Below are 24,994 nucleotides of genomic sequence, written 5' to 3' on the forward strand. Positions count from 1 at the left end.
ATAACCCCCGTTATGAATAGCCTAGGCATAAACAAAGCCCCCAAGGACACGCGCGTAGTCGTGGCCATGTCCGGCGGCGTCGACTCCTCCGTCGCCGCCGCGCTCTTGTATGAGCAAGGCTATGATGTCGTCGGCGTTACGCTCCAACTCTATGACTCCAATGACCATGGGGGCGAAGCGGTCGCCAAATCGAAAACCTGCTGCGCCGGACAGGATATCTACGACGCCAAAAAAGTCGCAGGTATTTGCGGCTTCCCTCACTATGTTCTGAATTACGAAAGCAATTTCCGCGAAAGCGTCATCGAGGATTTCGCTGATAGCTATATGCGCGGCCAAACCCCGATCCCTTGCGTCAAATGCAACCAGAGCGTCAAATTCCACGATCTGCTGCAAGTGGCCAAAGACCTCGGCGCAGATTGCATGGCCACCGGCCACTACATCAAACGCGTAATCAACGACGATGGCCGCGCCACCCTCCACCGCGCCCACGACCACGGCAAGGACCAGAGCTATTTCCTCTTCGCCACCACGCAGGAACAACTCGACTTCCTGCGCTTTCCCTTGGGCGGCTGGAGCAAAGACAAAACCCGTCGGGAGGCCGACCGCCTCGGCCTGATCACTGCCGACAAACCCGACTCTCAGGACATCTGCTTCGTCCCACATGGCGACTATGCGCGTGTAGTCAAAAAAATCCGCCCCGAAGCGGAACAGCCCGGCGACATCGTCCATATCGATGGCCGCACCGTCGGCACGCACGAGGGGATCATCCACTACACCATCGGCCAGCGCAAAGGCCTCGGCATCGGCGGCGGCGTCAGCGAGAACAACGAACCCTTATATGTCGTGCAGATCGACCCTGCGACCAACACCGTCATCGTCGGCCCGAAAGAAGCCCTGGCCCGCGATATTCTGTATCTAGAAGATTGCAACTGGCTGTATGACACCAAAAACCTGAAGGCAAAAAAAGGCTGCGCATTCCTCCCTGTCACAGTGAAGTTCCGCTCTGTCATGCAGCCTACACCCGCCGTTTTAAACACGGAAAAAAATGAAATCAGACTAGACCAGCCACAGTACGGCATTTCACCGGGGCAAGCCGCCGTATGCTATGCGGGCGATCGCGTCCTCGGCGGCGGCTGGATCACAAAAACAAGCAAAAAATCCGCGCAAAACGCTGCTTAAGCCAGCATTTTCAGACAATTCTATATCTCCCGCCACAAAGTCGCCTTTCCTGCCACGTTAACCACCCCTTAAGAATAAATTATGTATAATAAAGCCGTAACTTAACCAGAAAAGGCTTGACACATGGCGGAACCAGGGGACATCACATTAGCAAGCTATAACAGCGCAGGCGTTAGCAAAGACACACGAAACCGACTGGCCGAAATCTATAAAGAAATAGGCCGCGAACCTTCTGTTGGTTCAAAGATTAAAGTCGAAGGCCCAAAGGCAGAATTCACCAAATGTGCCGACCCGGTTTGCACCTTCATGAACCAATATAATGACATTAACGAAGCTCTTGAACGCGATGGCGGGGTCATCAGTGAAATTTCATCATGGGGGATCAACGCTAATAATTTTGACGATGTCATAACAATGGCTAAGAAAGGGCTCATCCCCGAAGAAATAAGCGACGAAGTAAATGCAGCCATCGCCGAAGTCGAGGCCAATCAAGCAAAATACCGCATTGAAGATGGATGGTTCGGCAGCCACGACAGCACCGCCGCTGACAACAGAATGGAACTCCCGGGACCATCCTCCTAAAAATAACCACCATCAAAAACTCAACTAAAAACATTGCTCACAGCCATAATCCGTAATTTACCTTAATCAATTTTTAACATCTGAAATGTTATTATGTCAAAAAGAGCGAGATACGCTCAAGAGGGCATTTGACATGGGCGATACAAAATATACAGCTTTAGGACGGACAAATACGCGCATAATCGAACAAGGAATTATGCCTGCGGAAAAATTCCAGAAAAATAAATATAGTCCCAAAGCAGACTACCCTAAAGATGTAACGGATCAATTCAACACTAAGGCACTTCCCTTGGATCATATCGAGGAAACATTCTTGCGCCTCTATGAAAGACAAAAACTCTTTGCCGACAACAACACAGCATATACAAGCCCACAACGCATTACAGCAACCATGATGGAAGAACTCGATGACAGAGGACCGGAAGGACGACATCCGGCCATAGAAGCTGCATTTCAAGATATCATGAGCAGACCCGATAAATTCGGCCTTGAAGTCAAAGAAGCCGGTATGTTTAATTTCGGTGGCCCGCACAATTTCACCCCAATAGTGCCGCAATAAAAAACAACTCTCTGTAACCCCGCACCTTTTTCAGGCCACGCGGCAATTTTAAATACGCCTCTCTTGACAATTTCAAATGAAAACGCGATAAACCAACCTTGCAGCGTCAACAGCGCTTATGGCGAAGTATCTCAGCCGGTTAAAGCAGTGGAACAAATCCATATGTCTCAAATGAGGCGCGCTCCAAACGGCTTGAAATGACAAGCCTTGGAAAGTATAAAAAACATAACCCTACCCTTTACGGGTATCATTGGAGTAACAAATCGGTCTTCTTGGCCATTTAGGTTACGGCGGTGTAGCTCAGGGGTTAGAGCAGAGGAATCATAATCCTTGTGTCGGGTGTTCAAATCACCCCACCGCTACCAACCCCGCCTTCAAAGCTAAAATCAGCCTTGTCCGTCATTTGACGTCGCCATCAGAAAAATCGTCCAAAACCATTTTCGCAACGGCACACGGCTTTTATTTACGCTGCCTTATCTTTTAGCAAGTCTTCGCGGCGGAGCAGGGCGTCGGGGTCTGCGTCGCGGCCACGGAAATTCCGATACAGGATTGCCGGATGCTGGGAACCGCCCTTGGACAGGATTTTTTCCTGATAGGCTTTGGCGGTTTTGCGGTCATACAGGCCCTTTTCAAGAAACAGTTCGAACGTATCGGCGTCGAGAACCTCGGCCCATTTATAGCTGTAATATCCGGCGGAATAGCCGCCTGCGAAGATATGGCTGAAGCTGGTTGAGGTCGGTCCGGCGAGGCGTGGGAAGAGCGTTGTATCTTTAAGCGCTTTATCTTCGAATGCGGCGACATCGTCGATTGTTGACGGGTCGGCGGTGTGCCAGGTCATGTCCAGCATTCCGAGGCCGATTTGGCGCAAACCGCCCCAGCCGACCATGAAGTTTTTGGCCTTGCGTACTTTTTCGATAAGGTTGACCGGTATTTTTTCACCGGTTTCGTAATGGGCGGCGAAATGGTCGAGGGTTTTCTTCTCATAGCACCAGTTTTCCTGAAGCTGGGAGGGGAGTTCGACAAAATCCCAGAGGACTGAGGTGCCTGATAAGGAGCGATAGGTGATGTTTGAAAGCAATCCGTGAATGGCGTGGCCCATTTCATGGAACAAGGTTGTGACTTCGCCGTGGGTAATGAGCGAGGGTTTGTCTTCGGTAGGCTTTGTGAAGTTGCAGACGATGCCAATGACCGGGCGTTCGATCTTGCCATGGAACAGGCCCTGGCTGCGATAGGCGGTCATCCATGCGCCGTTCTTTTTACCTGTGCGGGGGAAGAAGTCGCCGAAAAGTGTGCCGATGAAGGCCCCGGAGGTTTTGTTATAAAGTTCAAAGGTTTTGACGTCTTTGTGCCATGTTTCATAGTCTTTTGCTTCGCGGAACTCGATGTTAAATAGCTGTGAGAAATGTTCAAAACATCCGGCCAGGACTTTATCCAGTGGGAAGTAGGGTCGGAGGTCTTCGGAAGAAAAATCGAAGAGTTTTTGTTTTAGCTTTTCAGCATAATAGCCTACATCCCAAGGTTTAAGCTCACTTTCGAGGCCGTGTTTTTTGGCGAATTTCTGGAGCTGAGCAAGATCTTTTTTGGCTGCCGGTTTATAGGTACTTTTAAGTTTTTTGAGGAAGCCTAAAACGCTTGAGGGGTTTTCGGCCATACGGCGTTCCAAAACATAGTGGGCATGTGTTTTATAACCGAGCAGCCTCGCACGTTCGTCTTTCAGGGTGATAATTTTTTTGATGTTTTCGCAGTTATCAAATTCATCACCGTAGGCGCGGCTGCCGAAAGCACGCCACATTTTTTCGCGAAGCTCGCGGTTGTCGGCATATTGAATGAACGGGGCATAGCTGGGGTAATCCAGTGTGAAACGCCATTGTCCGTTCATGTTTTTTTCTTTAGCAGACAGGGCGGCGGCTTCAATAGCGCTTTCGGGCAGACCGGCCAGATCGGCTTTGTCTTTAATGACCATTTCGAATTTTTCGGCGGATTTATTGGCGTTGTTCATAAAAGCCGGGCCGAGGGTGGAGAGCGCCTCATTAATTTCGCGCAGGCGCTGTTTTTTATCTTCGGGGAGCAGCGCGCCGCCGCGGACGAAGTTTTTATAGTCTTCTTCAAGAAGGGTGTGCTGTTCTACGGTCAGGTCCAGCTCCTCTATTTTATCATGTACGGCTTTGAGGCGCGCAAAGAGCGCCGCATCCAGGATAATATCGCTGGAGAAATTTGAGGTGATGGGGCCAATTTTTTCAGCCAGTTCGTGAAGCTCATCACCTCCTGTGGATGAGAGCTGGTTGTAGAAAATGCTTGTGACCTGGCTCAGAGTTTCTCCCGCTGTTTCCATAGCTTCGACTGTGTTTTTAAAGTTTGGTTCTTCGGGGTTCTTTTTAATCGACTCATAGACGGCGCGGGCTTCTTCGATGGCGGCCTTTACGGCGGGCATGTAATGTTCGTTTTTGATGGCGCCAAAGGCGGGGGCGTGGTTCGGCAGATTTGAAATTTCTAGAAGCGGATTTTTGGACATTGTGTTACACTCGCGTAAATTCTTATAAGATCAATAACTATAGAGGCCGCTATGTTTGGTGCAAGCCCCAAAGGGGCGCCGCGATCAAAAGAATTTGATGATGTGTATTTTTCTGCCGATGACGGGCTGGCGGAAACGGAGTATGTTTTTCTGGATGGTAATCATTTGCCGCGTGGCTGGCAGGGGCGTGATCGCTTTGTGATTGCCGAGACCGGTTTTGGAACGGGGCTTAATTTTCTGGCAGCGTGGAAGCGGTTTGAGGAAACGTCAACGTCTGATCAACGGCTTGATTTCATTTCATTTGAAAAATTTCCATTGGACGGAGAGGAAATCCATTTGCATTTGCATCCCTGGGATCCGTTTTTTGGCGCCCATCTTAGAAAGATGATTCGGTTATATCCGCCACTTATGCCGGGGTTTCATCGTTTGTCTTTGAGCGGGCGTGTCAATTTGACGTTGGTGTTTGACGATGTAAATGCTGCGATTTCAAGAATTGATACGAAGGTTGATGCGTGGTTTCTCGATGGATTTAAACCGTCTTCCAATCCGGATATGTGGACCGATGTGGTATTTCAGAATATGGCGCGGCTTAGCTATAATGGTAGCCGTATGGCGACCTTTACGGCTGCGGGCAGGGTGCGCCGTGGGTTGGAAGCTGTTGGTTTTGCAGTTGAAAAGGTTCCCGGGTTCGGGCGTAAGCGCGATATGACGATTGGGGTTTTTAAACACGGTGATTCCTTGAGTGACCGGGGGACCGAGATATGAAGATTGCGATTGTCGGCGGTGGGATTGCCGGGTGTGCGCTGGCTTACACCTTAAAAAATGCGGGGTTGCATCCTGTAGTGTATGAGACAGAGGCGACGTTGGCTTCCGGGGCTTCGGGTAATCCTTTCGGGCTTTATAACCCCCGCCTGAATGCGCTGCGCACACCGCAAAGCGATTTTTACATCTCGGCGTATTCAATGGCGCTGCGCACTTTTGCTACATTCGATGATGTTGGCTGGATGCCGTCGGGCGCGTTGCATTTGATGAATGATGATAAGAAAGAGCGGCGTTATAGCCAGATGGTGCAAAACTGGAACTGGGACGAAGGTCACATGCGCCTCGTCGATGCGGATGAGGCTTCTGAAATCGCGGGTATTCAGCTTGCGTTTGATGCGCTGCACTTACCGCAATCAGGGAGTGTTTCCCTGAAAAAGCTGTGTGCGGCATATATGAATGATGTGGATTATCATTTGAATGCGCCTGTTGATGATCCGGACAGTTTGGATTCAGATGCGGTTGTTCTGGCGTCCGGGCCGGGCGTTTTCAAGTTTTTGCCGGATTTGCCGTTGGGCAAAGTGCGTGGGCAAATTACACAGGTTCGCGCAACGCCGCAAAGTGAAAAGCTCAAGTGCCATTTGTGTTATGGCGGTTATATGATGCCGGCGCGTGAGGGTGTGCATGTGCTGGGCTCGACGTTTCAGCGTTGGCTCGATCATTCACAGGTGCTGGAGCAGGATGACGCGGAAAATCTTGATAAGCTGGCGCAGAATATTCCGGGGTTGGAGTCTGGTTTGGAAGTGGTGGATCATCGCGCTGCGGTGCGCGTAACTTCACGGGATCATTTCCCGGTTGTTGGGCGCGTTTCAGGGCGACGTGATATGTATGTTTCTACCGCGCATGGCTCGCATGGGATTGTGAGTTCGATTATGGCCGCGCATGTTATCGCCGACATGATTTTGGGGCGGCCATATTGTCTGGGCACAGATAGTGTTGAGGCTCTTTCCCCAGAGCGCTTTATCTGATACCACGTTGCACATGATTTTTTCTTTTTTGATCAGTTTTTTGGCCGTTGTTGTTCTTATTCCGCTGGCGCGGAAAGTGGCAAAGCGCAGCGGGCTTGTCGATACGCCGGGGGGGCGTAAAGACCATGAGGGCGAGATGCCGCTGGTTGGCGGGCTGGTCATTGTTCCGGTGTTTATTGTTGTGAATATGCTGCTTGGAACAGGCTTTTCTGCTTCCTGGCCTCTTTATGCGGGGTTGGTTTTGTTGTTGATAACCGGGGTGCTGGATGACCGGTTTCATATTCGTGCCGGAATAAAGTTTATGGTGCAGGGCTTGGTGGCTCTGCTGGTGGTGGTTCCCGGCGGGGTGGTGATTCACCAGTTGGGCAATCTTTTCGGACTGGGTGATTTTGGGCTGGGTTTTATGGCGATTCCATTTTCGCTGGCCTGCGTTATGCTGGTGATTAACGCGATTAATCTGATGGACGGGCTGGACGGGCTGGCTGGCGGGGTTTCTTTTGTGATTTTGGGTTGGTTTGCACTGGCGGGATTTAGTGTTCACACACCGCAAATATTGCTTCTCCTGGGCGCATTGGCGGGGTTTTTAGTTTATAATATGCGTAGCCCTTTGCGGCGCAAGGCTTGCGTGTTTCTTGGTGATGCGGGCAGTCTGTGTCTGGGGCTGATTATTGCATGGTATGCTATAAAGCTGTCTATGCCTACGGCGCGGGTGATTGAGCCGATGGGGGTGGCTTGGGTTTTGGCTTTGCCGATCTGGGATGAATGCGCCCAATTCTATCGGCGAGTGCGTGAAGGGCGGCACCCTTTTTCACCGGACAGGGGGCATTTTCATCATCACTTTATTCAGGCCGGGTTTACGCCGGGGCAATCCGTTTCGATGATTTTGGGCATAATGGTGCTGAGTGGTTTTGTCGGTATAGTCAGTCTTAACATCGGTGTGCCGCTGGTCATGCTGACTGTTGTGTGGATAATCGGCATTCTGGCCCATATGGCTGCTTCGAAAGATTTGGAGACATATCCTGCGCTCATCTCTAAAATATTCCCTGTGCGTGATGTTGATGAATAGACCTTAAGCAATTAATTGAATAAAACCGAGTGCGGCCCATTTCAGAACATCCAAAGACATCTGATGGATGGCCATGCCGGCAATCGCGATGAAGCATGCCAATTCCATTGGGATGCGCATGACATGCGTTGCCATGAAGGCTGTGTAGGCATAGGAATAGAGCGTGATGAAAACCATCATCGGGTAGATTTCAGCCCATTCATAGTGGCCGTTTAGGAAGAGTATAACTAGGGGCATCATCAGAAGGGCTGCGGGTATGGCCAGCCAGTTGTTGGCGTTGGCAAAACGGTAAAAATCGTCAAGTCTGTCCATTGTGCGGGCCATGGTGTAGACAAAGGCCAAAAATGCGCTGAGATAGACAAAGAGGCGCAGGCTGTAGATGACGGCCAGGATTTGCATTGATGAGGCGTTTAAAGGCCCGGACGGATGTGCGCTGAGCATTGTGATTAATGTCAGAGGTAGCAAGATCAGTGGAATCAGGAATGATTTCATCATGCTTTTGCGGCTGGGGCAAAAACGGGTTACGCCTGCGGGCATAAATAATGCTGTTTCGAGGCAGCCTAATAAATTCTGACGAATTTCACCTTGCTTGAACATAATACCCTCTTTATCTTTTTCTTATCTTTGTGCTTAATTATTAGCTGTAAAACTTAAGAAAGCGTTAATCTGCCATGGTGTTACTTCGTAAATTTTCCTTGTGTGTTTTTTGCCTGCCGTTGGTTTTGGCTGGATGTTCTTTTTTTCCTGAATTTGGGCCTGCTTCTTCCGAAACGGTGCGTAGTGAGGAGGGGCGTTACAAGCAGATTGAGCAGATTGATTCGCTTTCTCCGGAAGAACAGCATGCGCGGGCCAGGGCACTGGTTGAACCAGACAAGATGGTTCAACATAATATGTATGTAAAAAATGCGGATGAGGTCAGGCAGGCGCAATTGGATAAAGATTCGAGTGAGCGTGTTGTAAAAATGGAGCGTGATATTGGCTTTGTGCAAAATGAGTTTAAGGGGCTGAAAAATATGTTTGCGCGGGATGATATTGCTTCTGTGGCCGGTAATTCCGGCGCACTGGTCAGTGTGAAAGGGGTGCGTCTAGGCGAGCATCCCGGGAAGACGCGTCTTGTGTTTGATCTTGATGGGCCGGCGGATTTTAAATTTAATCTCGATAATGCTCAGAAGCTGTTGGTTATAAGTTTGCCGGGTGCTGGTTGGACGGCTGCACAGGAGCATGTTTATAAAAATAACAAGATTTTGCAGGCTTATGCTGCGAAAGCCGCGAAGGCGGGAGGCAGTGTCGTTGTAGTGAAACTTCGTGCTCCGGCAAAGGTGCTAAGCAGTGCTAAGCTGGGTAAGAATGCGGCAGGTATGCACCGGATCTTTTTGGATATTGCTCTTCTTTAAGTTTTTATCCACTTATCCATGACTTTCGAAGCCGTAAGGTCGCCGGTGACATTTACTGCGGTACGGCACATGTCGAGGAGGCGGTCTACGCCTATGATCAGGGCGATGCCTTCGGGGGGGACGCCGATACCGGTTAAAATTGTGGCCAATACAACAAGGCCAACACCGGGCGTAGCGGGCGTTCCGATGGAGGCGCCGAGCGTGGTGATAATCAGCATGAGCGTTTCATTGAAGGTGAGATCTATACCGAAAACCTGACACAGGAAGATTGCGGCTACAGCCTGATAGAGCGCAGTGCCATCCATATTGATGGTGGCGCCGAGCGGGATGATGAAACGGGAAATTTCCGGACGGACTCGCAGTTTTTCTTCTGCGGCCTGGATGGAAAAAGGCATAGTGACGGCGGAAGACGATGTGGAAAAGGCCAGAAGCTGGACTTCGCGGATGTTTTTCAGAAAAGTCAGCGGGGATGTGCGCGTGAAAATTCCAACGATGAGCATATAGACGAGCAGGATACAGGCTAATCCGGCCAAAACGCTAAAGGCATAAGCGCCGACGCTGATAAGGGAATCAAAGCCCAGCCGGATGGTGATGTTGCTGATCAGGCCGAAGACGGCGATGGGCGCAATGGCCATGGCCCATGAGATAATCCTCATGGATATGACCTGCCCGGCGATGCAAAGTTCACGGAATGGTTTGCCCGTTTTGGACGGTATAGTTATTAAGGCGATGCCGACCAAGATTGCGGCGATGACGATTTGCAGCATATTGCGCTCTACTTGTGCTTTGGCCGGGTTTGCGGGGATGATATTGGCGATGCGCTCAGGGATAGTAAGGTTTTCGAAGGTTTGACCCGGGGTTCGGTCGTTGGTAGCGCCGGATTCAATAGTGTTTTGGGCAATGTTCTGGTCGATCATCAGGCCGGGTTTGACGGTATTTACAATAGCAAGGCCGATGATGATGGAAATTGCTGTTGTGAGTATAAAATAAGGGATTATGCGCAGGCCCAGTTTTTTCAAGAATTCTAAATCGCCGCTTTCTGATATTCCAAGAATGATTGAGCAGATAATGAGCGGGATGATGACCATCTGTGTCAGGCCAAGGAAAATTATGCCGGGCAGGGCCAGCCATTCTCCGGCGGCATAGGCCCAGTCTTTTTCCCACAATCCCATTCCTTGTGGGGAAAGGATCAGTCCGACGGCGATGCCGGCGATCATTCCACTGAGGATTTTTGCCCAGAGTTTCTGGTCCATTATGGTTTGGGTGGATTTTGATAAGGATTTTCCGCGCGGTGAGACTGTCTTGCTCATTAAAATGATCCTGATATAAAGACAAAGGGTTTAGGGTTTTTCTGCGTACAAAGATTATTACAACAATAACATAAGGACGAAAGACGATGAAAAAACTTTTGATGATGAGTGTTGTTACGCTGGCTTTTTCTGTGGCTCCGGCTCTGGCAGAACCACATGGCGGGCCGCGCGATGGTTCCGGTGACGGTAAGGGTGGCGCTATGTTTCAGAAGCATGACACCAATGGCGATGGCTTTGTTTCGCAAGAGGAATTTCTAGATCATGCCAAGCAGCGTTTTGATGATATGGATGGTGATGGTGATGGCAAAATCTCGAAAGAGGAAGCGCAGGCTCATCACGCTGAAATGAAAGAAAAATGGAAAGAAAAACGCGAAGAACGTATGGAAAAGCGCGAAGAACGTATGGAAAAGCGCGAAGAACGTATGGAGAAACGTATGGAAAAGCGTGAAGGCGCACCTGAGACTTCCGACGAATAAATTATTTGCATCTGCGGTTTTGGCGGAGCATAAGACTGTTTCATGGCAAAGAACGCAGATCAGATGGATGATAGCGATGAAAGCCTGGTGGCGCGCGTTTGTGAAGGTGACCATCAGGCTTTTGCGCAACTTGTGGAGCGGCATTCCGGCTTGTTTTATAGTGCGGCATATCGGATGTGCGCCAATGCGGAAGAAGCTGAGGAGATTGTGCAGGACGCGTTTTTAAAGCTTTGGGAGAAACCGCAGAGTTATGACGCGGGGAAAGGCGCGAAATTTACGACCTGGTTTTACCGTGTTGTAACGAATTTGGCAATTGACCGAGCGCGGCGCAAAAAAACACAAGCGGGGCCGGATGTTTTGGATTTTATGGCGGATCAGAGGCCACTGGCTGATGAGGTTTTGGTGCAAAATGATCGTGAGGCCGCTCTGGAGACCGCGATTCAGAGTTTGCCGGAGCGGCAGAAGGCCGCGCTTAACCTTTGTTTTTATGAGGGGTTTAGTAATAAAGAAGCGGCGGAGATTTTGGGCATTGGTGTGAAAGCGCTGGAATCATTGTTGATGCGGGCGAAAACGGCCCTGAAGGACGACCCGTTGATTGCCGGGCTTTTGGAAAAACCGGCGGAGAAAAAAACAGGATAGAATAATGATGTTTGATGATTTGGATCACTTATTAAAAATACGAAAGCAGCCGGAGGTGCCGGAATATCTCAGTGCGCGGATTGTTGCGGCGGCGCGGCGCTCTCAGGCGGTTTCGACTCCTTCGGGCATTGCAGGTTGGCGCGCATGGCCGCAGATGGCGCTGGCGGCAATGCGGGTGCGTTTGAGTATGCCGCAAATGGCCTATGCTTTGGCCGGACTGGTGGTGTTTGTGGTGGGTGTTGAGCTTGGCGTTCAGGCCGATAGCGTTAGTCTGTTTAGCGGTTTGAGTGTTGGTGATCTGGCCGAGTTTATGGCGATTGATGACACTTTCGTGGTGGCGGAGTGGGTGTAAAGACATGGACAAAAAAATAAAAATCGTACTGGTTGGTTCTGTTGTTTTGAATTTGTTGTTGGGCGGCATGGTTGGCGGACATGTCTATAAGCGCTGGAGCGCACATCCGTGGCATGAGGTTAAAGAACAGCTTTCGCCGGAGAGCCGTAATCTGGTCGGACGGACTTTCCAGAGCGCGTTTCGGGAAATTAAGCCGCTGGGGGACAAGGCCCGTAAAGCGCGTGTCGATCTGGTAAAGATTTTGTCGGCGGATGACTTTGATGAAGAGGCCTATGATAAGGCGGCGGCGAAGATGCTCGAGATCGGCGGCGAGATGAAGGCGCATAAGGTTGAAACAATTAAAACGCTGGCCGCGCAATTGTCGGTGGAAGAGCGCCGCAAGATGGCTGACCGGATGGCGCAAATGGTTGGAGGCGGTCATGAGCGTCATGTTGAGCGCCATCGCCGTCCGAAAATGGTTGCGCCGGATAAAAAGCCGCAGCATTAGAGGGTATTATTCATAATCGTCAGATCAAGTCTCAACTAATACATTTAAACAGTGGCCTTTTCCAAATATTGTTTTACTTTCTGATACTCGTCTTTAATCTGCTTTAATATGTCTTCTCGGGCTTCCTTCGTTGCGTCCAGCATATTCTGCGCCTCCGCACAAAGATCACGCAAAACTTGTGCACCGACCATTCCTGCCCCGCCTTTCAGCTTATGGGCCGTCTCCATCCAGTCCCTACTCTCGCCTTCTACGCAATGTTTTTCGAGAGCGTCAAGGCTTTCATCACTTTGCTCAATATAAACCTGTATGAACTCCTTTATTTCCTCCGGCGTATCCGCATATTCCTCTAAAAACTCCATATTAACAGGAGTTTCTGTTTTCTCCTCCTCATCTCCGATCTTTTCATTGTCTTTATTTCCCCCAGAACCTTGGCTGCCCTTTTTATCCGGGAGTGCGATCCATTGCGCCAGAATCTCCTTGAATTCATTAGAATCAATCGGTTTGGTGATATATTCGTCCATGCCGCTTTCAAGGCATTTTTCCCGCGTGCCTTTCATGGCGTCCGCTGTCAACGCGATAATGGGAATGCGCTTGTCTGTGCCCTCTTCGAGTTTTCTGATCGCTCGCGTTGCATCATAGCCGTTGAGTTCCGGCATGTGGCAGTCCATCAGAATCATGTCATATGATGAATTCTTTTCATACGTTTCCAGCGCCAGAGCGCCGTTCTCCACGACATCGAAGTGCGTAATTCCCATTCGCTTGAGCAGCCTTTGGATAAATTCCTGATTAAGCAGATGATCTTCCGCGACAAGAAGACGGGCTTTTTCCGCAGACAAAAGTACTCGCTCTTCTTTTCTTTTTCGCCTTTTCTGACGCACTCGATCTTGTTTGTCCTGATCAATACTGTCCGTAATTTTGAACGGAATTTTAAACCAGAAAACAGACCCTTTTCCGACTTCACTTTCAACGTCGATCTCCCCGCCCATTATTTTGACAAGCTCTTTCGTAATAGCCAACCCCAGACCGGTGCCGCCATATTTACGGGTAATCGTTTCATCGGCTTGCGTGAATTTCTCAAAAATGACCTTCAGCTTATCCTCAGCTATTCCGATACCGGTATCTTTAATTTTGCAATCAATCTCAATCCTGTTGTTGCCAAGCGTTTTGCTGTCAATCGTGATATCAACTTCACCCATATCCGTATATTTAACAGCGTTGCTGATCAGGTTTGTCAAGACCCGACTCAGACGAAAGGAATCGCCAACCAGATAAGGAATATCCTCACCGGAAAAGCTGTAAGACAGGGCAATGCCTTTTGTGCTGGCAACCGGGGCCATGGCTTCCATGACATTGGCGACCATGTCTTTGAGATCAAATCCGGTTTTCTCAAGCACCATGCTGCCCGCTTCGATCTTGGAAATATCCAGAATATCGTTCACGATTTCCAGCAGGTTGGTGGCGGATTTCAGAACGGTCTGCGCCATTGATCTGTTGTCCTCACTCAGATCAGCGTCCTCGGTAAACATACGGGTCATGCCCATGATGCTGTTAAGCGGCGTGCGCAATTCATGGCTCATATTTGCTAGGAACTCACTTTTAGCCTTGTTGGCCTGATCCGCCATTCTTTTGGCGTGTTTAAGATTTCTTTCCCTATCTTTTTGCTCCGAAATATCGGCGGCCAGGCCCACAAAAATCCGCTCATCATCAATTTCAAGTTCCGTAACGCTCAAAGACATGGGGAATTTTGCGCCGCTTTTTGTCTGGCCTTCCACTTCACGGCCAATGCCTATGACCTTTGCCTCCCTTGTTTTCAGATAGTTTTCAAGATATCCATCGTGTGCGCTGCGATAGGGCTCTGGCATCAAAGTTTTTACATTGCGACCGACGGATTCCTCCGCCTTATATCCAAATGTTTTTTCCGCCCAGCGGTTAAACGTTTTTATAACACCGGTTTTATCGATTGTAATCACGCCCTGCATCATGTTATCCAGAACGGCGCTGAGAAATGCCTTTTCCTTCTGAAGGCTGTTTTGCGCATCTGTGACCGTTCCCAGCATCAGGTTGAAAGAATCCGCTAGTTCGCCCAACTCGTCATTTGTTTCTTTCAGCACCCTGAGATCATAATCTTTTTCTGCCGTAATTTGTCTGATATTCCCCGTGAGGTTTAAAATCGGCTTCGTAATACTGCGAGACAGCAACAGGATAATTATGAACGTCAAAAGAAGAAAAAACAGACCGATTACAACAGACTGAATAAGGCTTTCTTCAAATGTATTTTCCAGTTTTGTAAAGAAGGATGAGCTGTCCTTGAAGGATTTTCCTAGAAGCTTGTCAAAATTTTCGTTGATGGCGTTATAGTGAGCATTCGCTTTGAGCAAAATTTCATAAGCCATATCCAGATCAATCGAAGCATGCTGAATCGCGGCAATAATAACATCGCGGTAAGCCCGTATTCGGTGTTTAAGTTCATTATAGTAGACTGTATTTTCATCACTTCCAGCGTTCTCCGCCAAAGTGTCAAAATCTTTCACCAGCCTATGAACACCATCCACATATCCTTGGGAAAGTTCATAGACAGTTTCCTCGTCTTCCCCTTTATGCCCCTGCACCATGAATTCGAACGTATCGACATAATGCTTAGAAAAATCGAGATAGGCGTGGTTGATCTCTTCCGTGCGTTGCAGATGCGTTTCGAAAAAATACTTCATCTGTTCCCGGCTTTCCCAGAAAACGTTGAAAAAAAGCAGAATAAGCATCCCTATAAACAGGGAAGCCAACACCGGGATAATCAGGAACTTCGTCCTGATCCGAAGTCCTGAGAGAAATTTCATCTATTCTTCATCGGCGTTGTTGCCGGCCTCCATTCCCGGCCATTCGTCCGGCTTGATCATGCCCATATATTCGGCGTGACTATCTCCTTGAGGTTTAAAGACAACCATCACACCTTCCGGTTTGGGCCAGATTTTCATGGCTTCCTTGAGATTGCCGGTATGGGAAACCATAAAATTATTTGTTCCATCTTCAGGTGCACTTCCCAGAAGATTTTTAAGTGTTTCCTCCCGTTGTTTTCTCTTTTCCGGCGGCGCATTGATTGCAAATTGCAGGTCATCGAGAACCTCGTAGCCATTCCCCAGAGCTAAAGAGGCCGTATCCTTGCACCGGCAATAAGGGCTTGAAGACACATTGCCGACAGGAATTCCCGCTTCTTTAAGAGCTTTACCAATCGCTGCGGCCTGCTTGCGGCCATCATCAGAAAGATTTCTCTGCGTCTCGCAATATTCCAGATCGGAATTTTCCGTATCAACTTGCTTCCGATCAGTTTTGGCATGACGGAAGTAAACGGTGTATCCGCCTTTTTTGAGTTCCTCTAGCAATTGTGGGCCGGAAAACTGCGCCACATGCGCAGGCATTTCTTCCGCCTCGGTTTCCGCATAAGCCGGTAGTCCGAGAACAGCAAAACACAGAAAAATGACCGTCATTGTCCACTTCAAAAAAGTCATGATTAATCCCCCTTTAGATAAAAATCAAATAGCAGCTACGATCACAACTCAAAATGATATTTTGACGAATCGGCTCACTAACTATTTAATAGTATTACACACCATGATTGTATTTTAAACAGCTCATGATGCTAGGGTCTAAACACACAGGTAATTTTATGATTCAACGGTTTGGTGATTTGAGAAAGGAGCCAAACTATGCGTCATTTTTATCTTTCAGACACCCAATGGGAAGCGATCAAGCCTCACTTGCCGCCAGATAGGGGACGCAAGCCCCGCGTGGATGGGGCTGGTATTTCTTCGCCAAGCGCTTGGAAACCGGCCAGGTTTCTAAAAATAGCTAAAAATCTTCATTTGCATGAAAAGAAAGGCTTGATTTTTATGGCTTTTCTCCATTATAAAGCACGCAGTCTATTCAGATTTTCTAGTGCGTCCCGTTCGTCTAGAGGCCTAGGACACCGCCCTTTCACGGCGGCAACACGGGTTCGAATCCCGTACGGGACGCCATGACTTCTTCCGACAACATCCGAGAAATTCCAAAAATCATTGATTTTACAGGGCCTACGGCGTACAATCTGTCTAGAGCCTTCCGGTATCTTCCGACAACTTCTATAAAATTTGGGGGTGCAGGAAGGGGTATAAAACTTTAGATGAAAAAGTATACCCCCTGAGATGAAGCTAACAGCCAAGAAAATAGACACTGCAACTCGTGAAAAAGACGGAGCAAAGCTTTTTGATGGAAAGGGCTTGTTTCTGGAGCTTCATAAGAATGGAAGCAAGTACTGGCGTTACAAATATCGCCATCTTGGCAAAGAAAAACTCATGTCTTTGGGGGTATATCCGGAAATAACTCTTGCAGAAGCGCGTGAAAAACACCGAGTGGCTCATAAATTGGTTGCAGAAGGCGAAGACCCCGTTCAGCTTAAAAGGGAAGCCACAGCGCACAAGAAATATGAACAGGGCAACACTTTTGAAAAAATAGCTAGAGACTGGCTGGAATATAAAAAGACGGAGTGGTCAGAAACCAATTACGCAACAACAAAGCGTCGCCTACAAAAAGACGTGTTTCCAGTGATTGGTTATGTACCAATTAAATCAGTCACTCACCAAATGCTCATTGATTTGTCCAAGACCATTCAAGAGCGTGGCGCTAATGAACTTGCAAAGCGCGTAATCCAAATGAGCAAGCATATTTTTCAATACGCCATCATTAACGGCTACGCAGAAAAGAACGTGGCTGAAGATTTGAAGGGGTTTATAAAAACACCGACTACAAAATCATATGCCGCCATAGACCCGAAAGACTTACCCGATCTTTTAAGAGCAATAGATAAGCATAGATCACGAATGCATCGGCAATCGCAAATCGCCCTTGAGTTAATGATGCTGACCTTTGTACGCACAAATGAGCTCATTAAAGCGGAATGGGGTGAATTCGACATGGAACACGCCCTATGGGTTATTCCGGGAAAACGCATGAAGATGAAAAACGATCATCTTGTGCCTCTTTCTAAGCAATCGATAGCCTTGATTGAAGAATTAAGAGGTCTTCCAATCATTCTTTGAGGCTATTGATGGATCGTAAAAAGCCTCTTGTCCTTTTTCGATTAAAAACTTTTCCCAGTCAGAAAGAACGGGAGGCGCAACTCGAAAAGTAATTTCAAAAGTTTTTTCGAGATAAGACTTTATTTTCGCATCCACAGAAGGCTGATCAATGTTCTCGCCATCGAAGAGAACTTTGAGCGATACGGGGTCTAAAGGTACGATTAACCACAAATTATCGAAAGCAGCGCTATCTCCCTCTCTATCAACAAAAAAGCTTCTCATGGTAGCCCAAAGAGCCAGCGCCTTGTCTTCTGGCAGGCGATCTAAGTTATCGATTACTACTATTAGACGGGTGTTTTCATTTGAAAGACATTTGTTCAAAATTTTTGAAAAAATATCTTGAAACTCTATGGCTGTAGGGTCTGGAGTTTTAACAATATGGTTTACAACTTTGTCAGTTGTTTTGTTAAAAAATAGAGAAAGTACGTTTTCTTTATCAGTATGAAATTTATTGGCCCAATACCCAACCCAAAAAGGGATACCTAAGAACGCCAATAATAAATAATAGTACCAAGCAGCATCTATACGATTAGCCAACATTGCTAGCCCGATAGGAAAGAGCATTAAAGAAATTCCGAGCGTTTTTCCGCTTTCAGTTAATACAGGTGTACTTGTTGTTATATGATCTTCACTCTGGCCTTTGACACGATCTAGATCATCTTGCCATTCTTCTTCAGTAGTGATTACATCTCCGTTAGGGGTTGTTTCTCCAGCCAAAAATTTAACAAAAGCTTCCAAGAAAGAGCGTCGAATAGGATCATTTTCGTAAACCCAAGCATCAAATTCAAAAATATACGTTTTCAATTCTGGTGATTTTTTAGCTTTACCAGCTTGAGCTTTTTCAGGCGTATATAATCTACTTAAGTTCTTAATAACTGAGGATTTACCACTACCCCACCCCCCTAAAAGACCGATAGGTTTTCTTCTGTAAAGATCATTGTCACAAGGAGTGTTGTCTATTATTTCTTTGATCGCTTGTGCGATTTTTTCACCTCCGCCAAATTTATCTGTATCAGATGGTTGATCTTCGAGATGCTTGGGAAAAAACTTTACGGATTTATCAGTTGTACTCATTTGTTATTCTTTCTGAAGTCCTTAGCAGCATGTTAGCTTGAAAGACTTAGTTAGGAATTTTTTAGGCGGTTGTAAGATTAAAGACTACATCAACTCAGGCGATTAAGGCAATATGAGGTTAGCATGTTGATGTAAGAGTACTTTTGATGCGTTGATTACGGCTTGTATACTTCTGGCGTGCTTTTTCAATCTATTATAAAGCGCGGGCGACGTGTTTGTAACAGATCGGGATTGCCTCCAGCCACTGGGAACAGCCTTTCCAGCATAAATAGGCATATTCATCTTCTTAGTATTAGCCTCAGCTATCGGCGAATATGGCTCAAAAGAGCCTTTATAATACAACAGATAAACGCCAGCTCCAGGAAAAGAGTGGTTAGGAGGCAATGGCTCTACTGGTGATGAAATCAAAAAATTTATAGCATCAGTAATTACCTTCTGAAATACAGAAGACTGGAAGGTGTGCAGGCTTTGGTCAAAATTAGAGCTATTATCTGAGGCCATAATTCTATCAAGTTATTGGTTTTTAAAGAAAATAGAACTTTAATATATTTCACTATAAAATGCTATACAACCCTTATTGATTGGAAGCAAAATGAACGAATAAGCACGTAGTAAAAACAGTAATAAGGGGTATATTAAGGGGTATATGCATAAACCCGAACAAATATTGATATTTAAATCAATTGTTTGATAAGCTATTTAGAAGTCCGTACGGACGCCATTTTGCCTTTAATCCCTTATAATTCAGTTACTTAAAAACCCGTATTTTTTTGGGCATCGCTTTTTTGTACAGCGCTTTGTACAGAGAAGGATTATCCCTTTGAAAAAAGTACATGGTCAAAGCTACCTATATGAGCATGGCAAGCACTTCTATTTCCGGATAGCTATTCCTGCAAAACTGGCACTGTATTTTCCCTACAGAGAATACAAAAAGTCTCTAAAAACCGAGGACTTCAAACAAGCTCGTTCAAAGTGTTGGAGAATGAGCAATGCCGCGCTATCCTTTTTTGGGCAAATTACGCAGGTGGCAATGCATTTATCAGAAGAAAAAATCAAAGAAATCGTCCGCAATCACTTCGAAAAGCGGCTTTTAGATGCATCAGAAGAGTACTATTTTCATACATCATTGGTTCGCAATGACCCCGTTGAAGGCTTTAGCCCCGGTGTTATCAAACACATGAAAGGCGAAAGCGAAAAGCTATTAAGCCATTATGATAGCCTCAAAGCCTCTCATGATTACGATGATGAGCAGGAAAGTATAGCCCAAGAAATTCTAAAATTTGAAAATATAGATAGTGAGGCAAATAAAACCGAGTTCTTTCAACTTTGCCTTGAGTTAGTAAGGGCGCATTATGAGGCTGAGCGTATTAATCATGCCTACTTACATGCTCAAGAACATGAAGGAAAAATAACCGATCCTTATTTTGAAGGGTGCTCAAACTTTTTTGAACAACGTGCTCCGGAGATTTTTTTCGAATATCGGGGGAAACCTTATTATCGCGCAACAGCATCAAGTACTTTAGAAGATGCCTATATTCTATTTTCAAAATCTGGAACCATTTCATCTTCTCTCTACAATCCATTTCATAGCACCTATTTTCTAAGTTGGACACTATTATGGCTTCTGAAAACTTGCATGCTAAAAAATGCAACACCAGTTCGAATTCCATTTTTACCAAATTGCTTAAATTAGTTGATTTTTGTACAGAGATTTGTACATTTTGGTTAATTTTAACAATAGCGAAACTTGGAAAACTGCGGTTTACAAGGGGTTCAAAAAATTGGCACCCCCTCCCGTACGGGACGCCAATTTTACTCTTCACCGACATTCATAGATGTTCACTGATGACCGAAAACGCTAGCGTTTGCAACGGTTTCAGCTTTCATGTATAATCATTTCTGTTCGCAAGAGATTGCGTGCAATCGGACAAAATGGGGGCAAGCTAGGGTGCATGCCCCCAAAGCAGAAATGAGCTTGCCCCCACATGAAACTGACCAATACAGCATGCAAAAATGCCAAACCGACCAACAAAGCCGTTAAGATGTTCGACGGCCAAGGGCTTTACCTTGAGGTCACAACGGCAGGAAACAAGCTCTGGCGCTTGAAATACCGTTACAATGGCAAAGAAAAGAGAATCGCATTTGGCGCTTATCCTGAGGTATCTCTAGCTGAGGCGCGGGAGAAACGGGACAAGGCCAGAAAACTCCTTGCTGAAGGCCATGATCCTTCCTTAGAACGCAAGAAGCGGAAAGCTGAAATCCTTGAAAATGCAGAGAATACCTTCGAGAAAGTCGCGCGCGAATGGCACGAGTTCAACATAAACGGTTGACCAATGGCTAAAATAGTCGAGTACAAAGATCATTTCTCAAAATGGCTTTCAAGAGTTCCGGCAAAACACGCGCTCCGTGTTACGGAAGCCCTTTACCGAATGGAATTAGGGAACTTTGGCGATCATAAATCAGTCGGTGAAGGCGTGATGGAGCGGCGGATTTTTGGTAGTCCCGCTATTCGCATTTATTACGCTATGGATGGTAAAGAGCTTATTGTGCTTTTGGTCGGCGGCACAAAAAGTAAGCAAGACAAGGATATTGCTAAAGCTAAAAAGCTTTGGGGTGCTTATAAGTCTGAAAAATAAGCGTTTTAACACATTTGACTTGCCAAATAATAACATATATGTTAGCATAAAAATAGAAATGGGTAAGGTGAAAAATGGCTATTACACGCGATTTTAAAGAAACAATTATGGAGAGGGCAAAACGCGACGCTGGTTTTCGTCGTGGCATGCTTATGCGCGGCATCGCTATGCTTATTGCGGGCGATGCGGAAGATGTTCAAGTGGGTAAATCCTATATCAGAGATTATATCAACGCGACGATTGGCTTTCCTAAACTGTCAAAACGCACGGGCATACCAAAAGAAAGCCTTATGCGCATGCTGAGCCCTTCTGGCAATCCAAGCCTCAGCAATCTAAATCAAGTAACCCATACTTTACTGGAAACAGAAGGTGTGAAAGAGGCTGATAGCTTACGGGTTTCTGTGCAGGGTTAATTGAGCGCACTTAAGCTGCTTTGACAAAGTGTTTCCTTGTTTTCAGGCCATGTACCAATAAGCAATTTTGCACCTTCTAAATAGCCCGCTATATAACCCTCTTTCCAACTTTCGACACGCGAAATGTACCTGCCACTTTGGATTTGGGTTCTTAAGCCCAGACCTGCCCGTACAACAGATCACGGACAAGCATAAAGAATCCGCGCGAAATATCCATCTTTTTTATCAGGCACTTACAGGAGGGAATTAGGAACACTGGCACCCAGTGTTAGGCACCCCATAGACCGGGCTACCGTCCGCGTTCTTGCCGTTGCGCAGGAAGTCAAGGACACCGGGATTCAGGTCAATTCCGCGAGGAATTGTAATGCGCAAAGCGCGGCGCAGCCCCATAGAACCACGGGTTTACCCGTGGGTATCTATTGTTGGTGCCAGAAGGGTTTATCGATCAGCGGGGTTGAAGGGGTGGCGTTTTCCTGCGGGGCGATGATCCCCGCCAGATAGGCGGCGCGGCCAGCCTCGATACTTTGGGCGAAGGCGCGGGCCATTTCGGCGGGGTGTCCGGCTTTGGCGACAGCGGTGTTGAGTAAAACGGCGTCATAGCCCATTTCCATGACCTGAGCCGCATGTGATGGCGCGCCGATGCCGGCATCGACAACGAGGGTGATATTGGGAAAACGCTCGCGCAGTTGTTTCAGCGCATAAGGGTTGTTGAGGCCGCGGCCAGAGCCGATCGGCGCGCCCCAGGGCATGAGGATTTTACAGCCCAGATCGGCAAGGCGCTGGGCCAAAACCAGATCGTCGGTCATATAGGGGTAGACTTCGAAGCCTTTTTTCAGGAGGGCTTCGGTGGCTTCTAACAGGCCGAAGGGGTCGGGTTGCAGGGTGTATTGGTCGCCAATGATTTCAAGTTTGATACGGCTGGTTTCAAAAACCTCGCGGGCCATTTCGGCTGTGGTGATGGCTTCTTCGGGGCTGTGGCATCCGGCGGTATTGGGCAGGATCGGTACGTCGAAATTTTTAAGGATGTTCCAGAAATCCTGACCTTTACCGGCTTTGCTTTCGCGGCGCAAAGACACGGTGATCAGGCCGGGCTGTGCCGCCTCAATGCTTTCGCCTAAGGCCTGTGGTGACGGGTAACCAGCCGTGCCCAAAAACAGGCGGGATTTGAGGATGGTTTCGTTAATGACGAGTTTTTTTTTATTCATCTCTTTTAGTATTTAAAAAATCATCTGCTAAAATAGGGTTACCAGCTCTTTTTTGTCCATCTCTTTGCGCGTTTAAAAAATCATCCGCCGTAATGGGTACGCCAGCTCTTTCAGCGATTGGTTTTGTGTTTTCACGGGAAAAACTTATTTTGTTTGCCATTTCTACAATTTCTTGAGCAGTTTTTCCATCAACTTTTGCTTGGAAAATGCCTTTGAAAATTGCGGTGTTTTGTCCTATAGAGGCCAAGTCCATAATATTTTCAACATCACCAAACATAATAATTTTCAAAGATTGTGAGAAATTCTTCTGTTGGTCTGGTTCGAGTTCTTTCATAATTTCTGCAATGCTTTTTTGTAGCTTTTCTTCACTTGAAGCGTCAATTCTTGTTTCTTTGAGACATGCTGAAACAGAAAGTAAAATAGCTAGTAACAAAAATATTTTCTTCATTTCTACCCTCCCTGCATCGGGGCGACGATTTCGATGTCGTCGCCATCTTTGAGGATAGTGTGCGCATAATCGCCTTTGGGCACGAAGGTGCCGTTACGCGCCACGGCGATCATCATGCCGATGACTTCTTCTTGTGCGAGCACGTCATAGAGGTTGAGCGGGGCGGTGAAGTTTTTAGGCCGCCCGTTGATGATGATGTTCATCGCGGTCTTTCTTTAGCAGGTTGAGGAAATTATTTTGTCCGCCCGCAATATGATCCGCTACGCACCGTCCTATTATTGGAGAAAGCATAAAGCCATGGCGAAACAGGCCGTTACAGCGGATGATGTTGTCATTTTTTGATATTTCTATGCGCGGCAAATTGTCGGGGTAGGATGGGCGAATGCCGGCCTTAACTTCAATGATTTCGGCTTCGCTGAAAGACGGGTGCAGACTGTACAGGGCGCTGAGGAGCTCTAGGCCGGAGCGGATGCTGACCTGTGTATTGTCAGAACTTTCGATGATGGTGGCGCCGATCATGAAGATGTGGTCAGGGCGCGGGACGATATAGAGCGGATAGCACGGATGCATCAGGCGGACCGGGCGGTTTAAGGCCAGTTCGGTATTGTGGACGATGACGATTTCGCCTTTAACGCCGCGCAGGTTTTTGTCTTCCCATGCCGCGCCCATGCCGCGGCAGTCAAGGACATGGTCGTATTGTGCGCTTATGGCCGTGGGGTCGGCTTTTTCCTGAATGAAGGTTACGCCTGCGGCTTTGAGATAATCACACAAGGCGTGCATGGCCGGGGCAGGATTAATGTGGGCTTCTTCAGCCAGATATAGCCCTTGCGGGAATTTTTCAGCCAGTGCTGGTTCGAGCTCACTAGTAGCGGTATATTCACCCTTACCGGCGGGCAGGTGGGCGGCAAAGCGCTGTAAGATATAGCGATCTTCCTCATGGGCGAGCAGGAGGCTGCCGTTTTGGCGAAAGTCAAAACCTAGGCCATCGCCATGCTTTTCTGCAAATTTGGCCCACAGGGCGATGCTGCCTAAGCCCGCTTCGATCCATTCATGGGGCATATGTTCGATTTCGGCCAAAGGCGCGAGCATGCCGCCAGCCATGAAGCTGGCGTTATCGGCCGGGAAGCCTGCGGGGTCATAGAGTGTTACGCCATGGCCATCCTCAAGCATGGTATAGGCGGAGCAGAGTCCAGTAATGCCGGCGCCGATAATGGCTATGTTTTGTGGTTGTTGGCTCATCTTTCGTCTCACGCTTCCTACGCCAGTACAATCTGGATCAGGTCCCGGGCGTATAATCTCAGCTCCTTATGGGCACCGCCGGTGAGTGTTTTCGCCAATTTATGCTTATTTTGTAAAAAGTCAATTGATGTGACTTGCTTTTAACCGGGCGGGGCGCTATATATCACCATCCATTCTTTGAAGGGCCTTGCGGTCTTTTGTTTTTTTGTATCGCGGGATGGAGCAGCCCGGTAGCTCGTCAGGCTCATAACCTAACGAGTTGAAAAAATGGACGGATTAAGAGGTTGAAAAGTATAGGAGTTTTTAAGAGCGTAAAAAGTTAAAAAGTGCTATTTGTAGCAGTAAGTAGCAGTGAAATGTCATACGGGATTGTCATACGCTTTTATGTTATATATGAATTGATTTTTTTGACGCGGGGTGGAGCAGTCTGGTAGCTCGTTAGGCTCATAACCTAAAGGTCAGTGGTTCAAATCCACTCCCCGCAACCAGTTTTAAATAAAGCCGCTTCATAGCGGCTTTATTTTTGTCCAT

At 47.4% G+C, this 24,994-nt stretch carries 27 protein-coding genes, 3 tRNA genes and 1 riboswitch; of the genes, 19 read left to right on the plus strand and 11 right to left on the minus strand.

Annotated elements, in window-relative coordinates; genetic code table 11:
• Positions 1–12: 12 nt before the first annotated feature.
• The 4 genes from mnmA (at position 13) to H6859_00180 (ending at position 2,685) form a co-directional block, all read left to right on the plus strand.
• Positions 13–1,179, plus strand: a complete 1,167-nt coding sequence (gene mnmA / locus H6859_00165) for a tRNA 2-thiouridine(34) synthase MnmA (protein ID USO05659.1) — start codon at positions 13–15, stop codon at positions 1,177–1,179.
• 123 nt (positions 1,180–1,302) lie between these two features.
• Positions 1,303–1,761, plus strand: a complete 459-nt coding sequence (locus H6859_00170; protein ID USO05660.1) for a hypothetical protein — start codon at positions 1,303–1,305, stop codon at positions 1,759–1,761.
• Between the two features lie 133 nt (positions 1,762–1,894).
• Positions 1,895–2,320: a hypothetical protein gene (locus tag H6859_00175; GenBank protein USO05661.1), complete on the plus strand. Its 426-nt coding sequence runs from the start codon at positions 1,895–1,897 to the stop codon at positions 2,318–2,320.
• A 289-nt stretch (positions 2,321–2,609) separates the two neighbouring features.
• Positions 2,610–2,685 (plus strand) — tRNA-Met (locus tag H6859_00180).
• Positions 2,686–2,783: 98 nt separating this feature from the next.
• Here the strand turns inward: H6859_00180 and H6859_00185 are convergent.
• The gene (locus tag H6859_00185; GenBank protein USO05662.1) at positions 2,784–4,832 is read right to left on the minus strand and encodes a M3 family metallopeptidase; all 2,049 of its coding nucleotides are present in this window, start codon (positions 4,830–4,832) and stop codon (positions 2,784–2,786) included.
• A 51-nt stretch (positions 4,833–4,883) separates the two neighbouring features.
• Between H6859_00185 and mnmD the strand changes: the two genes are divergently transcribed.
• From mnmD to H6859_00200, 3 genes are read left to right on the plus strand one after another with little or no spacing between them, the layout of a single operon-like run.
• Entirely contained in the window at positions 4,884–5,597 is a 714-nt protein-coding gene (mnmD, locus tag H6859_00190; GenBank protein ID USO05663.1) for a tRNA (5-methylaminomethyl-2-thiouridine)(34)-methyltransferase MnmD, read from the plus strand.
• Complete coding sequence (gene mnmC / locus H6859_00195; GenBank protein ID USO05664.1) at positions 5,594–6,619, plus strand: FAD-dependent 5-carboxymethylaminomethyl-2-thiouridine(34) oxidoreductase MnmC; 1,026 nt, start codon at positions 5,594–5,596, stop codon at positions 6,617–6,619. The genes mnmD and mnmC overlap by 4 nt, the downstream gene beginning before the upstream one ends.
• 13 nt (positions 6,620–6,632) lie before the next feature.
• Positions 6,633–7,685, plus strand: a complete 1,053-nt coding sequence (locus H6859_00200) for an undecaprenyl/decaprenyl-phosphate alpha-N-acetylglucosaminyl 1-phosphate transferase (GenBank protein USO05665.1) — start codon at positions 6,633–6,635, stop codon at positions 7,683–7,685.
• Between the two features lie 3 nt (positions 7,686–7,688).
• Here H6859_00200 and H6859_00205 read toward each other — a convergent pair whose 3' ends face one another.
• Entirely contained in the window at positions 7,689–8,282 is a 594-nt protein-coding gene (locus H6859_00205) for a hypothetical protein (GenBank protein USO05666.1), read from the minus strand.
• 74 nt (positions 8,283–8,356) lie between these two features.
• On the opposite strand from H6859_00205, the gene H6859_00210 reads away from it, so the two are divergent.
• Positions 8,357–9,079, plus strand: coding sequence for a hypothetical protein (locus tag H6859_00210; protein ID USO05667.1), 723 nt, complete (start codon positions 8,357–8,359; stop codon positions 9,077–9,079).
• Here the strand turns inward: H6859_00210 and H6859_00215 are convergent.
• Positions 9,076–10,389 (minus strand): dicarboxylate/amino acid:cation symporter, encoded by a 1,314-nt coding sequence (locus tag H6859_00215; GenBank protein ID USO05668.1) that lies wholly within the window; start codon positions 10,387–10,389, stop codon positions 9,076–9,078. The genes H6859_00210 and H6859_00215 overlap by 4 nt on opposite strands.
• Positions 10,390–10,475: 86 nt before the next feature.
• Between H6859_00215 and H6859_00220 the strand changes: the two genes are divergently transcribed.
• From H6859_00220 to H6859_00235, 4 genes are read left to right on the plus strand one after another with little or no spacing between them, the layout of a single operon-like run.
• Entirely contained in the window at positions 10,476–10,865 is a 390-nt protein-coding gene (locus tag H6859_00220) for an EF-hand domain-containing protein (GenBank protein USO05669.1), read from the plus strand.
• Between the two features lie 42 nt (positions 10,866–10,907).
• Entirely contained in the window at positions 10,908–11,504 is a 597-nt protein-coding gene (locus H6859_00225) for a sigma-70 family RNA polymerase sigma factor (GenBank protein USO05670.1), read from the plus strand.
• Positions 11,505–11,508: 4 nt separating this feature from the next.
• Positions 11,509–11,856, plus strand: coding sequence for a hypothetical protein (locus H6859_00230; protein USO05671.1), 348 nt, complete (start codon positions 11,509–11,511; stop codon positions 11,854–11,856).
• A gap of 4 nt (positions 11,857–11,860) precedes the next feature.
• Positions 11,861–12,343, plus strand: a complete 483-nt coding sequence (locus H6859_00235; protein ID USO05672.1) for a periplasmic heavy metal sensor — start codon at positions 11,861–11,863, stop codon at positions 12,341–12,343.
• Between the two features lie 44 nt (positions 12,344–12,387).
• Here H6859_00235 and H6859_00240 read toward each other — a convergent pair whose 3' ends face one another.
• Together H6859_00240 and H6859_00245 are read right to left on the minus strand one after the other, a co-directional pair.
• A complete protein-coding gene (locus tag H6859_00240) occupies positions 12,388–15,051 on the minus strand; it encodes a PAS domain S-box protein (protein ID USO05673.1) in 2,664 nt (887 codons plus the stop codon).
• A gap of 123 nt (positions 15,052–15,174) precedes the next feature.
• On the minus strand, positions 15,175–15,843 hold the full coding sequence (locus H6859_00245; protein USO05674.1) for a histidine phosphatase family protein: 669 nt from the start codon (positions 15,841–15,843) through the stop codon (positions 15,175–15,177).
• A 431-nt stretch (positions 15,844–16,274) separates the two neighbouring features.
• Between H6859_00245 and H6859_00250 the strand changes: the two genes are divergently transcribed.
• Both H6859_00250 and H6859_00255 read left to right on the plus strand, forming a co-directional pair.
• Positions 16,275–16,350: transfer RNA gene (locus tag H6859_00250), tRNA-Glu, on the plus strand.
• Between the two features lie 165 nt (positions 16,351–16,515).
• Positions 16,516–17,409 (plus strand): integrase arm-type DNA-binding domain-containing protein, encoded by an 894-nt coding sequence (locus tag H6859_00255; GenBank protein ID USO05675.1) that lies wholly within the window; start codon positions 16,516–16,518, stop codon positions 17,407–17,409.
• Here the strand turns inward: H6859_00255 and H6859_00260 are convergent.
• Together H6859_00260 and H6859_00265 are read right to left on the minus strand one after the other, a co-directional pair.
• The gene (locus tag H6859_00260) at positions 17,383–18,522 is read right to left on the minus strand and encodes a hypothetical protein (protein USO05676.1); all 1,140 of its coding nucleotides are present in this window, start codon (positions 18,520–18,522) and stop codon (positions 17,383–17,385) included. The two genes, H6859_00255 and H6859_00260, sit on opposite strands and share 27 nt — an antisense overlap.
• Before the next feature lie 102 nt (positions 18,523–18,624).
• Positions 18,625–19,023 carry an Eco29kI family restriction endonuclease gene (locus H6859_00265; GenBank protein ID USO05677.1) on the minus strand — a complete coding sequence of 133 codons (399 nt, stop codon included), beginning with the start codon at positions 19,021–19,023 and terminating at the stop codon, positions 18,625–18,627.
• Positions 19,024–19,342: 319 nt separating this feature from the next.
• Here H6859_00265 and H6859_00270 point away from each other — a divergent pair, with 319 nt between their 5' ends.
• The 4 genes from H6859_00270 (at position 19,343) to H6859_00285 (ending at position 21,571) form a co-directional block, all read left to right on the plus strand.
• Positions 19,343–20,215, plus strand: a complete 873-nt coding sequence (locus H6859_00270; protein USO05678.1) for a hypothetical protein — start codon at positions 19,343–19,345, stop codon at positions 20,213–20,215.
• A 292-nt stretch (positions 20,216–20,507) separates the two neighbouring features.
• Complete coding sequence (locus H6859_00275; protein USO05679.1) at positions 20,508–20,852, plus strand: DUF4102 domain-containing protein; 345 nt, start codon at positions 20,508–20,510, stop codon at positions 20,850–20,852.
• A gap of 3 nt (positions 20,853–20,855) precedes the next feature.
• A complete protein-coding gene (locus H6859_00280) occupies positions 20,856–21,158 on the plus strand; it encodes a type II toxin-antitoxin system RelE/ParE family toxin (protein USO05680.1) in 303 nt (100 codons plus the stop codon).
• 74 nt (positions 21,159–21,232) lie between these two features.
• Complete coding sequence (locus tag H6859_00285) at positions 21,233–21,571, plus strand: transcriptional regulator (protein ID USO05681.1); 339 nt, start codon at positions 21,233–21,235, stop codon at positions 21,569–21,571.
• A 416-nt stretch (positions 21,572–21,987) separates the two neighbouring features.
• Here the strand turns inward: H6859_00285 and H6859_00290 are convergent, their stop codons facing one another.
• The 4 genes from H6859_00290 to H6859_00305 all read right to left on the minus strand — a co-directional run bounded on the left by H6859_00290 (position 21,988) and on the right by H6859_00305 (position 24,463).
• The gene (locus H6859_00290; GenBank protein ID USO05682.1) at positions 21,988–22,776 is read right to left on the minus strand and encodes a thiazole synthase; all 789 of its coding nucleotides are present in this window, start codon (positions 22,774–22,776) and stop codon (positions 21,988–21,990) included.
• On the minus strand, positions 22,769–23,224 hold the full coding sequence (locus H6859_00295) for a hypothetical protein (protein ID USO05683.1): 456 nt from the start codon (positions 23,222–23,224) through the stop codon (positions 22,769–22,771). The genes H6859_00290 and H6859_00295 overlap by 8 nt, the downstream gene beginning before the upstream one ends.
• Before the next feature lie 2 nt (positions 23,225–23,226).
• Complete coding sequence (gene thiS / locus H6859_00300; GenBank protein USO05684.1) at positions 23,227–23,427, minus strand: sulfur carrier protein ThiS; 201 nt, start codon at positions 23,425–23,427, stop codon at positions 23,227–23,229.
• Positions 23,399–24,463 (minus strand): FAD-dependent oxidoreductase, encoded by a 1,065-nt coding sequence (locus H6859_00305; protein USO05685.1) that lies wholly within the window; start codon positions 24,461–24,463, stop codon positions 23,399–23,401. Before H6859_00305 ends, thiS begins: the two co-directional genes overlap by 29 nt.
• A riboswitch (TPP riboswitch) is annotated at positions 24,460–24,553 on the minus strand. (Overlaps the previous gene by 4 nt.)
• A 321-nt stretch (positions 24,554–24,874) precedes the next feature.
• On the opposite strand from H6859_00305, the gene H6859_00310 reads away from it, so the two are divergent.
• A tRNA-Met gene (locus H6859_00310) sits at positions 24,875–24,951 on the plus strand.
• Positions 24,952–24,994: the final 43 nt, after the last annotated feature.

It is taken from the genome of Rhodospirillales bacterium (assembly GCA_023898785.1).
Taxonomy (GTDB): Bacteria; Pseudomonadota; Alphaproteobacteria; order Micavibrionales; family Micavibrionaceae; genus TMED27.

What these genes read in the sequence shown, in the direction of transcription:
- mnmD (USO05663.1), top strand. Translation starts at nt 4,884, where the DNA reads ATGTTTGGTGCAAGCCCCAAAGGGGCGCCGCGATCAAAAGAATTTGAT.
- H6859_00265 (USO05677.1), bottom strand. Translation starts at nt 19,023, where the DNA reads ATGGCCTCAGATAATAGCTCTAATTTTGACCAAAGCCTGCACACCTTC.
- mnmC (USO05664.1), top strand. Translation starts at nt 5,594, where the DNA reads ATGAAGATTGCGATTGTCGGCGGTGGGATTGCCGGGTGTGCGCTGGCT.
- thiS (USO05684.1), bottom strand. Translation starts at nt 23,427, where the DNA reads ATGAACATCATCATCAACGGGCGGCCTAAAAACTTCACCGCCCCGCTC.
- mnmA (USO05659.1), top strand. Translation starts at nt 13, where the DNA reads ATGAATAGCCTAGGCATAAACAAAGCCCCCAAGGACACGCGCGTAGTC.
- H6859_00200 (USO05665.1), top strand. Translation starts at nt 6,633, where the DNA reads ATGATTTTTTCTTTTTTGATCAGTTTTTTGGCCGTTGTTGTTCTTATT.
- H6859_00220 (USO05669.1), top strand. Translation starts at nt 10,476, where the DNA reads ATGAAAAAACTTTTGATGATGAGTGTTGTTACGCTGGCTTTTTCTGTG.
- H6859_00305 (USO05685.1), bottom strand. Translation starts at nt 24,463, where the DNA reads ATGAGCCAACAACCACAAAACATAGCCATTATCGGCGCCGGCATTACT.
- H6859_00210 (USO05667.1), top strand. Translation starts at nt 8,357, where the DNA reads ATGGTGTTACTTCGTAAATTTTCCTTGTGTGTTTTTTGCCTGCCGTTG.
- H6859_00255 (USO05675.1), top strand. Translation starts at nt 16,516, where the DNA reads ATGAAGCTAACAGCCAAGAAAATAGACACTGCAACTCGTGAAAAAGAC.
- H6859_00225 (USO05670.1), top strand. Translation starts at nt 10,908, where the DNA reads ATGGCAAAGAACGCAGATCAGATGGATGATAGCGATGAAAGCCTGGTG.
- H6859_00260 (USO05676.1), bottom strand. Translation starts at nt 18,522, where the DNA reads ATGAGTACAACTGATAAATCCGTAAAGTTTTTTCCCAAGCATCTCGAA.
- H6859_00280 (USO05680.1), top strand. Translation starts at nt 20,856, where the DNA reads ATGGCTAAAATAGTCGAGTACAAAGATCATTTCTCAAAATGGCTTTCA.
- H6859_00295 (USO05683.1), bottom strand. Translation starts at nt 23,224, where the DNA reads ATGAAGAAAATATTTTTGTTACTAGCTATTTTACTTTCTGTTTCAGCA.
- H6859_00240 (USO05673.1), bottom strand. Translation starts at nt 15,051, where the DNA reads ATGAAGTATTTTTTCGAAACGCATCTGCAACGCACGGAAGAGATCAAC.
- H6859_00175 (USO05661.1), top strand. Translation starts at nt 1,895, where the DNA reads ATGGGCGATACAAAATATACAGCTTTAGGACGGACAAATACGCGCATA.
- H6859_00290 (USO05682.1), bottom strand. Translation starts at nt 22,776, where the DNA reads ATGAATAAAAAAAAACTCGTCATTAACGAAACCATCCTCAAATCCCGC.
- H6859_00275 (USO05679.1), top strand. Translation starts at nt 20,508, where the DNA reads ATGAAACTGACCAATACAGCATGCAAAAATGCCAAACCGACCAACAAA.
- H6859_00235 (USO05672.1), top strand. Translation starts at nt 11,861, where the DNA reads ATGGACAAAAAAATAAAAATCGTACTGGTTGGTTCTGTTGTTTTGAAT.
- H6859_00230 (USO05671.1), top strand. Translation starts at nt 11,509, where the DNA reads ATGATGTTTGATGATTTGGATCACTTATTAAAAATACGAAAGCAGCCG.
- H6859_00215 (USO05668.1), bottom strand. Translation starts at nt 10,389, where the DNA reads ATGAGCAAGACAGTCTCACCGCGCGGAAAATCCTTATCAAAATCCACC.
- H6859_00185 (USO05662.1), bottom strand. Translation starts at nt 4,832, where the DNA reads ATGTCCAAAAATCCGCTTCTAGAAATTTCAAATCTGCCGAACCACGCC.
- H6859_00285 (USO05681.1), top strand. Translation starts at nt 21,233, where the DNA reads ATGGCTATTACACGCGATTTTAAAGAAACAATTATGGAGAGGGCAAAA.
- H6859_00205 (USO05666.1), bottom strand. Translation starts at nt 8,282, where the DNA reads ATGTTCAAGCAAGGTGAAATTCGTCAGAATTTATTAGGCTGCCTCGAA.
- H6859_00245 (USO05674.1), bottom strand. Translation starts at nt 15,843, where the DNA reads ATGACTTTTTTGAAGTGGACAATGACGGTCATTTTTCTGTGTTTTGCT.
- H6859_00170 (USO05660.1), top strand. Translation starts at nt 1,303, where the DNA reads ATGGCGGAACCAGGGGACATCACATTAGCAAGCTATAACAGCGCAGGC.